3 protein-coding genes and 2 pseudogenes are annotated in these 13,536 nt (G+C 74.0%); all 5 read left to right on the top strand.

The window, feature by feature from the left end; all coding sequences use genetic code 11:
* Nucleotides 1-165: 165 nt before the first annotated feature.
* The 5 genes and pseudogenes from IE269_RS23065 to IE269_RS23055 all read left to right on the top strand — a co-directional run bounded on the left by IE269_RS23065 (nucleotide 166) and on the right by IE269_RS23055 (nucleotide 13,446).
* On the top strand, nucleotides 166-1,470 hold the full coding sequence (locus tag IE269_RS23065; protein WP_189824982.1) for a condensation domain-containing protein: 1,305 nt from the start codon (nucleotides 166-168) through the stop codon (nucleotides 1,468-1,470).
* Nucleotides 1,460-6,136: pseudogene (locus IE269_RS23060) on the top strand (non-ribosomal peptide synthetase); the annotation flags it as partial. The gene IE269_RS23065 and the pseudogene IE269_RS23060, both read left to right, overlap by 11 nt.
* Nucleotides 6,119-7,462 (top strand): annotated as a pseudogene (locus tag IE269_RS43820) (amino acid adenylation domain-containing protein); the annotation flags it as partial. The pseudogenes IE269_RS23060 and IE269_RS43820, both read left to right, overlap by 18 nt.
* Entirely contained in the window at nucleotides 7,439-8,053 is a 615-nt protein-coding gene (locus IE269_RS43815) for a phosphopantetheine-binding protein (RefSeq protein WP_438817608.1), read from the top strand. The pseudogene IE269_RS43820 and the gene IE269_RS43815, both read left to right, overlap by 24 nt.
* On the top strand, nucleotides 8,050-13,446 hold the full coding sequence (locus IE269_RS23055) for a non-ribosomal peptide synthetase (protein ID WP_189824980.1): 5,397 nt from the start codon (nucleotides 8,050-8,052) through the stop codon (nucleotides 13,444-13,446). Before IE269_RS43815 ends, IE269_RS23055 begins: the two co-directional genes overlap by 4 nt.
* Nucleotides 13,447-13,536: the final 90 nt, after the last annotated feature.

The raw sequence follows: 13,536 nt of genomic DNA, 5'->3' as shown, positions 1-13,536 counted from the left end.
CTGGACGGGTCCGGCGCCCTGCGGGGGAGCCGCGCGCGACACAGGTGTCCTCACCCTGGACCGGGCGGGGGCGGGGGCGGCGCGGCGAGAAAGGAACCTGACGGTCCTCTCAGGTTTCTTTCAGCGGCGGCGGCGCGGGCGCAGGCCCTCGTTACGTTGCCGGACGTGACAGTCACCGAGATCCGCCCGTCCGTGGGCCAGACGCTGCTGTGGTTCCTCGACCGCTACCGGGGCGAGGAGGGCGCGCTCAACTGCCCGGTGCTGTGCAGGCTGCGCGGCCCGCTCGACCGCGACCGGCTGCGGGAGGCCGTCGAGGCGGTGCTCTCCCGGCACGAGGCACTGCGCACCACCTTCACCGGCGGCGGCCGCCGCCTCAAGGCGCTCGTGCACCCGGCAATATCCCCGGAGATCCGCGAGGTGGACCTGAGCGGCGAGGCGGATCCCGGGGCGTGCGCCGACCGGGAGATCGCCGCCGAGCTGGGCACCCGGATCGACGCCACCGGCAGTGCCGTCCGCATCACCCTGTGGCGGCTGGCCGGGGACCATCACGTGCTCTGCCTCAACATGCACCACATGGTCACCGACTCGTGGTCCTGCAATGTGATCTTCGAGGACCTGTGCGCCGCGCTGGAGGGGAAGGAGCCCCAGGACACCGCCGCGTACTCCCAATTCGCCGAGGAACAGCGGGAGTTGCTGGCCGGGGCTTCGGGGAAGCGGCTGAGCGCCTTCTGGGGCGGGCGGCTGAAGGAGGTGACGCTGCCTGCGCTGCCGATCCGGCCCGCCACCGCGGGTGCGCCGCGCGACACCCGGCTCGTCCAGGACGTACTGGACGCACCGACGGTGGCCGCGCTGGACGCGCTGGCCAAGCGGGAGCGCTCGACGATGTTCGTGGCCCTGCTGACCGCGTACTACCGGGCGCTGAAGCAGGTAAGCGGCTCCGAGGACCTGGCGGTGGCCACCCTGTTCGCCAACCGGGGCGCCGAACACCGGCGCACCGTGGGGTTCCTGGCCAACATGGTGCTGTTGCGGACCCGGCTGGCCGGGGACGACTTCGCCGCGCACCTGCGGGCCACGCACGGCACGGTGATGGAGGCGTTCGTCCACCAGGCGCTGCCGTTCCAGATGCTGCCGATCAGCCTCGGGGGCACCGACCGGCGGCTGGACGACGTGGTGTTCCAGATGATGGCGGACCCGGTGTACTCCACCCGGGCCGGCGGCCTCGACATCGACGTGCTGGTGCCGGACGACGTCGCGACCCGCTTCGAGCTGGAGCTGGTCGCCGTGCCCGACCGGGACACGGTGCGGGTGCTGCTGTTCTACAACCCCGACCGGTTCGAGCCGGAGTTCGCCGCATCGCTGCTCGCTTCGTACGTCGACATCTGCACGGCTGCCGCCCGCGGCGCGGCGCCCCACACCGACCAGGCCGGGGCCCGCCCCCTGCCGCGCACGGGAGGCCACGATGACCAGTGAGGTGACGGCGGGACGCGCGCTGTCCGCCGAGGAGATCCGCGGTGCCGTCGCCGAGCGGCTGGAGCTGCCCGCGGGGGAGATCGGCTGGGAGGAGGACCTCGTCACCCTCGGCCTGGACTCCCTCGGGATGATGAACCTGGCCGCCTCCTGGCAGGAGGCCGGTGTCGAGGTGACGTTCGGCGACCTGGTGGAGGAGCCCACCGTGCGCGCCTGGGCGGCGCTGCTGTCCGGGGGCGAGGACGGCTCGGGCCCGCGCCCGGAGGCCGGGCGGGAGGCGGCAGCGGAGGGGGACGCGTTCGCGCTGGCCCCGATGCAGCATGCCTACTGGTCGGGCCGCCAGCCGGGGATGCCGCTGGGCTGCGGCTCGCACTTCTACTTCGAGTTCGACGTGGCCGCCGACGTGGCGCGCTGGGACGGGGCGGTGGCCGCGCTGCGCCGCAGGCACCCCATGCTGCGCGCGGCCGTCGGCCCGGACGGCGAGCAGCGGATCCTCCCGGAGTGCCGGGGCCTGGACGAGGTCGTGGACCTGCGCGGCCCGTCGGGCGCGGAGCGCGAGCTGCGGCTCGCGGACCTGCGCGAGACCCTCTCCCACCAGACGCTGCCGGTCGGCGAGGGGCGCGGGCTCGACGTACGGCTGGCGCTGCTGCCCGCCGGGAAGGGCCGGCTCTTCCTCGACATCGACATGATCGTCTGCGACGCGTCGAGCTTCCGGCTCGTCGTCGGCGACCTTGCCCGGCTCTACGAGGACCCGGCCGCCGCCCCCGCGCAGCCCGCCCTGTCCTTCTCCGAGTACCGCCGCCTGGTCGACGCGGGCGGCCGGGAGCCGCGCCCGGCGGACGTCTCGTACTGGCAGGAGCGTGCCGAGGACCTGCCCGAGGCGCCCCGGCTGCCGCTGGCCGCGGCCCCGGAGCGCCTCGGGCGGGTGCACACGGTGCGCCGGCACGCCTGGCTGGCCCCGGAGACGTACGCGAGGTTCGTGCAGCATGCGCGCAGCAACGGGCTGACCGTGTCGATGGCGGTCGCCACCGCGTACGCGGACGTCCTCGCGGCGTGGAGCGAGGAGGCGGAGTTCCTGCTGAACCTGCCGGTGCTCAACCGTGTGCCGGTGCACCCGGAAGTCGGCCGGATCGTCGGGGACTTCACCGATCTGCTGCTGCTCCAGGTCTCCCCCGACGCGCGCCGCACCTTCGTCGAGCGGGCCCACGCGGTGCAGGAGCAGTACCGGCGCGACGCCGCGCACACCGCGTACGGCGGCACGTCGGTGCTGCGCGACCTGGCCAGGACGGCCGCCGGGGCGAACCGGCGGGCGGGCGTGGTGTTCACGAGCGCGCTGAGCCTGGGCGAGCTGTTCGACGGGGCGACCCGAGCGGTGCTGGGCGCTCCGGTGTGGATGAGTTCGCAGACGTCGGGCGTGTGGATCGACCTCCAGCTGATCGAGCACGACGGCGGGATGCTGATCAACTGGGAGACCACGGAGAACCTGTTCGAGGCCGGGGTCCCCGAGGCGATGTTCGAGGCCTTCGTCAACCGGGTGCGACTGCTGGCCTCGCAGCCCAGCGCCTGGTGGGAGAGCCTGCCGGTGCGCCCGCCCGCACCGCAGCTCCAGGCGCGCCGCACCGCCAACGACACGCGCGCCGAACTGCCCCGCCGGACGCTGCACGAGGAGTTCTTCCGGCAGGCGGCCGAGCGGGCCGGGGCACCGGCCGCGCTCTGGGGCGAGGACCAGGTGCTGACGTACGGCGAACTCGCCGACCGTGCCCTGCGGTTGGCGCACGCCCTGCGCACCACCGGGGTCACGGCGGGCGACCGGGTCGTGATCACCCTGCCCAAGGGCGTCGAGCAGGTGGTGGCGGTGCTGGCGGTGCACGCGCTGGGCGCCGCCTATGTACCGGTGGGCACGGAGCAGCCCGAGGCCCGGCGGCGGACCGTGGAGGCGCTGTCCGGGGCGCGGTGCGCGGTGGTCCGCGACGCCGGCGGGGGCCCGATTCCGTACGTGGACGTACGATGCTGCGCCGATCCCCGACTGCCGCTGCTGGAGCGGCCGGTGGAGGTCTCGCCGGACGATCCGGCGTACGTGATCTTCACCTCGGGGTCGACCGGCGAGCCCAAGGGCGTGGAGCAGACGCACGCGGCTGCCCACAACACGGTGGCCGCGCTGAACGCGCGCTTCCGGGTGGGTCCGGGCGACCGCACGCTGTGCCTGTCGGCGCTCGACTTCGACCTGTCCGTGTACGACGTCTTCGGCCCGCTGAGTGCCGGGGGCGCACTGGTCCTGGTGGACGACGCGGAGCGGCGCGCCCCCGAGGTGTGGCTGCGCCGGGCGGCCGAGCACCGGGCGACCGTGCTCAACTGTGTGCCCGCGCTGCTGGACATGGCGCTGACCACCGCCGCTTCGCGGCCCGGGCCGGGCGGCTGGCCGTTCCGGCTGCAGCTCCTGGGCGGCGACTGGGCGGGGCTCGACCTGCCGGGCCGGGTGCACGCGCTGCGCCCGGACAGCGTGTTCGTGGTGCTGGGCGGGACGACGGAGACCGCGATCCACTCCACCGTGCAGGAGGTCACGGAGGTGGATCCCGCCTGGCCGTCGATCCCGTACAACGTGCCGCTGGCGAACCAGCTCTGCCGGATCGCCGACGAGCACGGCGGGGACCGCCCGGACTGGGTGGCGGGCGAGCTGTGGATCGGCGGGGCCGGGGTGGCCCGGGGCTATGTGGGCGCGCCGGAGCTGACCGCCGCGAAGTTCGTGGAGGCGGACGGGGTGCGCTGGTACCGCACCGGCGACCGGGCCCGCTACCGGCCGGGGGCGGTGATCGAGTTCCTGGGCCGGGCGGACCTCCAGGTCAAGGTGAACGGCTACCGGATCGAACTGGGCGAGGTGGAGCGGGCGTTGGGCCTGCATCCCGGGGTGCGGGACGTCGTGGTGACGCCGGTGGCCGGGCACGGCGGCGCGCTGTACGCGCTGCTCTCCCCGGACACGGTCGACCCGGAGGAGGTGCTGGCGACGGCCGCCCGGCAGGTGCCCGCGTACATGGTGCCCGCGCGGGCGGTGGCCGTGGACGCGTTGCCGCTGAGCCGCAACGGCAAGGTGGACCGGGCGGCGGCGGGACGGCTGCTGGCCGCGGTGCTGGACGAGCGGACGCGGGACGGGGCGTCGGACGCCCCTCGCGGTGCGGCGGAGGAGACGGTGGCCGCGCTGTGGGCAACGCTGCTGGGGTCCGGGCCGCTCGGCCGGGACGCCAACTTCTTCCACGTCGGCGGCGACAGCCTCCAGGCCGCCCGTCTGCTGGCGGCACTGCGCCGGGAGGGGTACGAGGGCAGGCTCGGAGACCTGTTCACCCACCCCACGGTGAGCGGTTTCGCCGGGACGCTGGTGCGCGGCGAGGCGCAGGCAGCCGCCTCGGTCCCCGCCGACCCCGAGCACCGGTACGAGCCCTTCCCGCTCACCGACGTGCAGCGCGCCTACTGGCTCGGCCGCGACCCCGACTTCGCGCTGGGCGGCGTCGCGTCGTACTGGTACTGGGAGTTCACGAGCGACCGGGTGGACCTGGGCCGGCTGGAGGCCGCCTGGAACGCGCTGGTGCGGCGGCACGAGATGATGCGGGCCGTCCTGGACGGCGAGGGCGGGCAGCGCATCCTGCCCGAGGTGCCGCACTACCGGTTCGCCGTCACCCGCAGCACCGCCGCCGACCACGCGGAGCAGGCCGCCGCGCTCGGGGAGGTCATGTCGCAGCAGGTGCTGGACGTGACGTCCTGGCCGCTGTTCGACGTGCGCGCCGTGCAGCGGGACGACGGGCGCACGGTGTTCGGGGTGGGCTTCGACTACGTGGTCCTCGACGCGCTGTCGATCATGACCATCTTCACCGAGCTGAACGCCCTGTACGCCGAACCCGGTCTGGAACTGCCGGAGTTGGAGCTGTCGTTCCGTGACTACCTGCTGGCGCAGCGGACCGACCCGGTGGCCCGGGCGCGCGACGAGGCGTACTGGCTGAAGGCGATCGAGGAGCTGCCCGCCGCCCCCGAGCTGCCCACCGCCCTCGACCCGGAGCACATCGACCGGCCGCGTTTCGTGCGGGACGAGTTCCGCATCGACGCGGCCACCTGGGCGAAGCTGCGCCGTCGTACGGCCGACGAGGGCCTGACCGCGTCGACGGTCGTCGCGGCCGCCTTCGCCGAGGTGCTGGCGGCCTGGAGTGCCGAGACCTCGCTGACGCTCAACCTGACGGTCTTCGACCGGCAGGACGTGCACCCCCAGGTGAACCAGGTGGTCGGCGACTTCACCTCGCTGCTGCTGCTCGGGCACCACAGCCGCCCCGACGGCTCCTGGGCCGAGACCGTGCGCCGGTTGCAGGGGCAGGTCTGGGAGGGCATCGAGCACCGGAACGTCTCCACCACCTGGGTGTTGCAGCAGTTGGCCCGGCGCACCGGAGGCGGGCAGATGCTGATGCCGGTGGTGTTCACCTCCACGCTCGGGGTGAGCGCGGACTTCAAGGACCTCTCCTTCGGCTTCGGCGAGCTGCGGCGCGGCCTCTCGCAGAGTCCGCAGGTCGCCCTGGACTGCCAGGTGGTCGAGCGGGACGGCGGGCTCGCCGTCAACTGGGACCACGTCGACGGTCTTTACAGCCCCGGAGTGATCCCGGCCGCCCTGGAGGCGATGCGCCGGCTGCTGGTCGCGCTCGCCGACAGCGACTGGTCGCGTCCCGCGCCGCCGGTCGCCCTGCCCGAGGCTCAGGCCCAGGTGCGGGCGGAGGCGAACGACACCGCCGCGCCGCTGCCCGCCCGGACGCTGCATCTGCCGGTGTTCGACGTCGCCCGGCGCACTCCCGGCGCGGTCGCGGTGCGCGCGCAGTCCGGCGAGGCCGTGACGTACGCGGAGCTGGCCGGGCACGCCCTCGCCGTCGCCGGACGGCTGGTGGCGCTCGGGGCGCGGCCCGGCGAGACGGTGGTGGTCTCGCTGCCGAAGGGGCCCGACCAGGTGGCCGCGGTACTGGGCGTGCTGGCCGCGGGCTGTGCGTACGTGCCGGTCGGGGTCGGGCAGCCGGCCGCGCGCCGCAACCGGATCGTGCGGTCGGCGGGAGCACGTATCGCGCTGGTCGCCGACGGGACCGTACCCGGCGGGGACTGGGAGGAGTCGGTACGGACCGTGCCGATGGACGAGGCGTCGGCAGGCGCACCGCTCGCGGAGCCCGTGCCGGTCGATCCCGGGCAGCTCGCGTACGTCATCTACACCTCGGGCTCCACCGGTGAGCCCAAGGGTGTCGAGATCACCCACGCGGCCGCCGCCAACACCATCGACGCCGTCAACTCCCGCTACGGCGTGGGGTGCGACGACACGGTCCTCCAGGTCTCGGCGCTGGACTTCGACCTGTCGGTGTACGACCTGTTCGGGCTGCTCGCCGTGGGCGGCACGGTGGTGACGCTCACCGAGGACGTCCGGCGGGAGGCCGCCGTCTGGGCGGCCCTCGCCGCCGAGCACGAAGTCACCGTCTGGAACACGGTGCCCACCCTGCTCGACATGCTGCTGGTGGCCTGCGAGCCGGGACCGGGCCTGCCCGCGCTGCGGGTGGCAATCGTCTCCGGCGACTGGGTCGGTCTCGACCTGTGCGAGCGGCTGCGGGCCTGCGCGCCGGACGCCCTGCTGGTCGCCATGGGCGGCGCCACCGAGGCGTCGATCTGGTCCAACGCGCACGACGTGAGTGCCGTCGACCCCGCCTGGGTGTCGGTCCCGTACGGAAAACCCCTCGCGAACCAGTGCTTCCGGGTGGTCGACGCGCACGGCCGGGACCGGCCCGACTTCGTGCCGGGCGAGCTGTGGATCGGCGGCGCGGGGGTGGCCCTCGGCTACCGGGGGGACCCGGACCGCAGTGCCGCGTCCTTCGTGACGGCCGGGGGTCAACGCTGGTACCGCACCGGGGACCTGGGCCGCTACCACCCCTCGGGGGTGCTGGAGTTCCTGGGCCGGCGCGACCACCAGGTGAAGGTGCGCGGGCACCGCATCGAACTCGGCGAGATCGAGACCCGGCTGCGCGAACTGCCCGCCGTCGCCCGCGCGGTGGCATGGGTGGACAGCAGCGCCGGGGTGCGCCGCCTGGCGGCGGTCGTCACCTGCGAGCCGGGCCCCGACCCCGCACCCGCCGCGCCGGACCTCCTCTCCGCCCTGGCCGCACACCTGCCCGCGCACATGATCCCCGAGCACCTCACCGTCGTCGACGCGCTGCCGCTGAACGCGAACGCCAAGGTGGACCGCGCCGCCGTCGCCCGGCTGTACGGGCTGCGCCACCTCTCGTCCGAGTCCCCGGCCGACGACCGCCCGCAGGGCGACACCGAGCGGGCGGTGGCCGAGGTGTGGGCGGACCTGCTGGAGGCCCCGGGCGTGGGCCGCAGCGCCAACTTCTTCGGCCTCGGCGGCGACAGCCTCACCGCCACCCGGGTCGTCCAGCAGTTCGCCAAGCGCTTCGGCGTGGAGCTCTCGCTGCGCCGGCTCTTCAACCACCCGACCATCGCCGAGATCGCCGCCGTCCTCGACGCCGAGATCGCCGGCAGCCACCCCCACCACGCGTCCGCCCGACTGGAAGAAGGTGTCCTGTGACCGCCGCCGACATCATCAGCGAACTCGAACAGGCCGGACTGCACCTGTGGGAGGACGAGGGCAGGCTCCGCTTCCGGGGCCCGGAGGGCGCGATGACCCCCGAGCGCCGCGCCCTGCTCACCGGCAGCCGCGACGACGTACTGCGGGAGCTGCGCGGGCGCGCCCCGCAGCAGGTGAAGCCCGACCCCGACGCCGCCCACGAGCCGTTCCCGCTCACCGAGGTGCAGTCCGCCTATCTGCTGGGCCGCCGGGGCGCCTTCGAGTACGGGTCGGTGCCCTGTCACGCCTACGGCGAGCTGGAGTTCCCGGCACTGGACCGGGAGAGGCTGCTGCGGGCCTGGCAGCGGGTGGTGGACCGGCACGAGATGCTGCGCGTGGTCATCGACTACGACGGCTACCAGCGGGTGCTGAAGGACCCGCCCGCCCCGGTGATCGCCTGGCACGACGCGACCGGACTGCCCGAAGGGGCGGGCGAGGAGACGCTGCGCGAGGTCCGCGGCAGGCTCTCGGCGGAGTCCAAGGACGTCACCGCGTGCCCGCTGTACTCGCTGGAGGTCACCGCGCTCGCGGAGCGGGCCGTCCTGCACTTCTCCATCGACTTCCTGATCGCCGACTACGTGAGCATCTACCGGCTGCTGGACGAGTTCGGCACGTTCTACGAGGACCCGGACGCCGTCCTCAAGGCCCCCGGGATCTCCTTCCGCGACTACCTGCGGGCGGAGCGCGCGGTGCGCCAGGGGCCCGCGTACGAACGCGACCGGGACTACTGGACGGAGCGCCTGGACAGCCTGCCGCCCGCACCCGAACTGCCGCTGGTGGAGCGGCCCAGCCGCCAGGGCGCGGCCGGGTTCACCCGGCGTGAGCTGCGGCTCGAACCCGGGTTGTGGTCGGCGCTGAAGACCCGCGCCGGGGAGCAGCAGGTCTCCGCGTCGACGGCCGTGATGGCCGCGTACGCCGAGGTGATCGGCCGCTGGAGCCGCAGCCCCCGCTTCACCCTCGACGTGACGGTCCTCAGCCGGCTGCCGCTGCACCCGGACGTGGGCGACATCGTGGGCGACTTCACCTCCGTGGAGCTGCTGGCCGTGGACGGCGGCTGCGCCGACACGTTCGCCGGGCGCGCCCGGCGGGCGGGCGAGCAGCTCTTCGAGGACCTCGACCACCGGTTGTTCTCCGGTGTGGAGGTGCTGCGCGAGCTGACCCGGCGCAGGGGGCAGCAGGGGTCGATGATGCCGGTGGTGTTCACCAGCGCCATCGGGCTCTCCGACGGGCTCGCCCCCCAGGGCATGATGCGTACGCAGATCAGCAACGGGATCAGCCAAACGCCTCAGGTGTGGGTGGACTGCCAGGCGATGGAGTCGGGCGGGGCGCTGCTCGTCAACTGGGACGTGCGCGACGACACCGTGCCGCAGCCGGTGCTGGACGACATGTTCGCCGCGTTCCGCGAGCTGCTGCACCGGCTCGCCGACGGCTCCGAGGCCTGGGACGGCGACCCCCTCTCCCTCCCCGCGCACCAGGCCGAACGGCGTGCGGCGGCCAACGACACCGCCCGGCCGGTCAGCGACGCGCTGCTGCACCGGGCGCTGCTCGACCAGGCGCGGGAGCGTCCGGAGGCGACGGCGGTCGTCGACCACCGCGGGAGCGTGGACTACGCGACGCTCATCGGGCGGGCCGCCGCGGTCGCCGCCGCGCTCACCGCACAGGGCCACCGGCCGCACCAGCGGGTCGCGGTGGTGCTGGAGAAGGGGTGGGAGCAGATCGCCGGGGCGCTCGGGGTGCTGCTGGCCGGGGGTACGTACGTCCCCGTCGAGGCGAGCCAGCCCGACGCCAGGCGGAACACGATCCTGACGGCCGCCGGGATCGGGCTGGTGGTCACGCACAGCTCGGTCGGCGGTGAACTGCCGGCGGGTGTCGGACGTATCGACGTGGACCGGCTGTCCACCGCCCTGGTCGAAGAGGTGCCGGTCGCGCCGGCCGACTCGGCGTACGTCATCTTCACCTCGGGCTCGACGGGCGAGCCCAAGGGCGTGGAGATCAGTCACCGGGCGGCGGTGAACACCCTGGACGACGTCTGCCGCAGGTTCGGCGTCGGCGCGGGCGACGTAGCCCTGGGGCTGTCGAGCCTGGGCTTCGACCTGTCGGTCTTCGACGTCTTCGGCGTCCTCGGGCGGGGCGGCACGCTGGTGCTGCCCGACCCGGAGCGGCGCAGCGACCCCTCGCACTGGGCGGACCTGATCACCGCGCACGGCGTGACCGTACTCAACACCGTGCCCGCCCAGATGATGCTCCTTGAGGAGTACCTGCGCGGCGACGGCCAGGACTGCGGGAGCGTACGGCTCGGCATGATGTCGGGCGACTGGATACCCGTGACGCTCCCCGACGCGGTACGCGGGCGCCTGCCCCGGGTGGAGCTGTTCAGCCTGGGCGGGGCGACGGAGGCGGCGATCTGGTCGATCTTCCACCCGATCGGCGAGGTCGACACCGCCGCGCCCAGCATTCCGTACGGCACACCGCTGGAGAACCAGCGCTTCCACGTCCTCGACGCGTTCCTGCGGCCGAGCCCCGACCTGGTGGTGGGCGACCTGTACATCGCGGGGACGGGCCTCGCGGAGGGCTATCTCGGTGACCCGGTGAAGACGGCGGCGAGCTTCTTCGCCCTGCCGGACGGCGAGCGGGTGTACCGCACCGGCGACCTCGCGCGCTATCTGCCCGGCGGCACCCTGGAGTTCATCGGCCGCGACGACCGGCAGGTGAAGATCCGCGGCCACCGCATCGAGCTCGCCGAGGTGGAGTCGGCGCTGGCCGCCGATCCGCAGGTCGACGCGGTGGCGGTGACCACGCAGGGCGAGCGCAACGACCGCAGGCTGGTCGCCTTCGTGTCGCCCGCCGCCGCCGACCCGGCCGCCCACGCCGTGGATCCGGCGCTCGTGCCGGAGGTGCTGGCCGCGGCCGACGGGATCCGCGAGGGGGTGGACGTCTCCAAGGTGGTGGAGTTCGCGGCCGTGCTCGACGACGCGGCGCTGCGCCGCATGGTCGACGTGCTGCGCCAGGAGGGCGTGTGGCCGGACCCGGCCGCCCGCCACACCACGTCGGAGATCATGCGGCTGGCGAAGGTGGCGTCCAAGCACGAGCGGCTGGTACGGCGCTGGCTGGCGGCCTGCGCGGAGAACGGCTACCTGGAGCGGGCCGAGGACGGTACGTTCCGCTGTCTGCGGCTGGTGACCCCCGAGGACGTCGAACGGGCGTGGGCCGAGGTGGACCGGCTGCTGCCGGAGGCCAACGACCGCCCCGAGCTGGTGGACTACTTCAAGCTCGCCGCCACCCACCTGGCCGAGCTGATGCGCGACGAGCGGGACCCGCTGCGGATGCTGTTCCCCGAGGGCGACCTCGGCATCCACGAGGCCGCGTACATGGAGGGCTTCCTCTCCCGCTACCTCAACCGGCTGGCCACCTCCACCGTGCTGGGCGTCGCCCGGCGCAACGCCTCGGGGCGGCCGCTGCGGGTCCTGGAGGTCGGGGCGGGGGTCGGCGGCACCAGCGTCGACACCATCCCCGCGCTGGAGGGTGCGAACGTCCGCTACACCTTCAGCGACGTGTCGCAGTTCTTCCTGAACAAGGCGGGGGAGCGGTTCGCGGAGCACCCGTGGGTGGACTACGCGCTGTTCGACTTCAACGAGCCCTACCGCGAGCAGGGGGTGCGGCCGAACTCGGTGGACGTGATCCTGTGCGGCAACGTCATGCACTACGCGAAGGACGCCGCCGCAGTGCTGCGGCGGATGCGCGAGGCGCTGGTGCCCGGCGGGTGGCTGGTCTTCATCGAGACGACCCGCGACAACTACCAGATCCTGACCTCGATGGAGTTCCTCTTCGACGCCACCGCGGGGGACTTCCAGGACGTGCGCCACGGCAAGGACCAGACGTTCATCGGCCGCCACCAGTGGTACGACCTGCTGGCCGAAGCCGGTGCCGACCTGGAGCTGTGCGTGCCCGCACCCGAGGACGAGCTGGCCCGCATCGGGATGCACGTCTTCGCGGCCCGCTTCAAGACCGACCGGGAGCCCCTGGACACCGGGGAGCTGACCCGGCGGCTCGGCGAGCGGCTTCCGGCGGAGATGATCCCGTCCCGGTTCGAGGTGCTGGACGGACTGCCGCTGACCGCCAACGGCAAGGTCGACCGGGTGGCGCTGGCCGGGTGGGCGCAGGAGCACCGGGCGGCGGGCCCGGCATCCGCCGGTGAGGGTTCGCGCGAGGCCGGTGAACTGGAGCTGGCGGTGGCCGCCGTGTACGCGGAGGTGCTGCGCGAGTCCGAGGTGCCGCTCGACACCAACTTCTACGCGTTGGGCGGGGATTCGCTGCTCGCGGCGCAGCTCGTGACGGCGCTGCGCGAGCAGGTGCCGGCCGCGGCGGAGGTCTTCTTCGACGAGCTGTTGCGGGAGTTGCTGGGCGGGGCGTCGGTGCGGGAGCTGTCGGCCTTCCTCCAGCAGGGGCAGGAGCAGTACGAGGACGACGGCACCGGTGACGAACTGGCCCTGACCGGGGCCGCCGACGCCCTCGGCAACCCGGTGCACGTCCTGGTCGGCGACGGCCTGGGCGGTCACGCGGAACGGCTCGCCGAGGGGTTGGGGAGGCGCGACCCGGTCGCCGTGGTCCCGGCGGTGCGGGTGGCCGAGGGGCAGACCCTGGACGACGTGGCGCAGGAGATCGTGGCGAAGGTACGGGCCCTGAGCCCGGGCCCCTTCCACCTGGTCGGCGCGCACAGCGGGGGCGTGCTGGCGCTGGCCGTGGCGCAGCAGCTCACCGAGCTGGGGGCACCGGTGTGCGGGCTGACCGTGCTGAGCAGCTACCCGCTGCCCGCGACCGTCCGCGACGACGTCCTCGAAGAGGCACTGCTGTGCCTGGACCGGGGCCAGGACCCGGCCGCCCTCGGGTACCCGGACGTGCCAGGACTCGGTGCGGCGCTGGCCGCGCTCGCCCCGGCCGGGGACATCCCGCCCGGCGCGCTGGCCGCGCTGGCGGACCGGGACGAGCCGCAGCTGCGGGCGGCGGGCGAGGCCGCCGCCTTGCTCGACGCCCTCCCCCGCGAGGACCGGATCGCCAAGCTGGCCGGGGCCCTGGGGCTCGGCGCCGGCGAACTCACCGAACGGCTCGTGCGGGGCAGGGCCTTCGCCGCGTGCGTCGCCGCCCACGACCCCGGGATCTACACCGGGGAGGCCCGGCTGCTGGTGCATGCGGACGAATCCCCGATCTGGCCCGCGATGGCCGCGGACATGACCGCGCTGTGGGAGTCGGTCTGCGTGGGCGGGCTGCTGCGGCAGACCGTGCCCGGCGACCACTTCGGCTGTCGTGAGCTGATCACCTCCGAGGTGATCGACCTGCCGGACGAGGAGCCGAGGTGACCGCCCCCGTCCGCCCCCGATCCGGCGGAATCCGGGCCCTCCGGGCCGGTCCCCCCGTCCCGCAGCCCGACGTCAGTGACCCGACCGGCA

The organism is Streptomyces spiroverticillatus, assembly GCA_014650415.1.
GTDB classification, from domain to species: Bacteria; Actinomycetota; Actinomycetes; order Streptomycetales; family Streptomycetaceae; genus Streptomyces; species Streptomyces spiroverticillatus.
The sequence above is the reverse complement of the archived record's forward strand: the minus strand, read 5'-3'. Positions and strand labels throughout refer to the sequence as shown.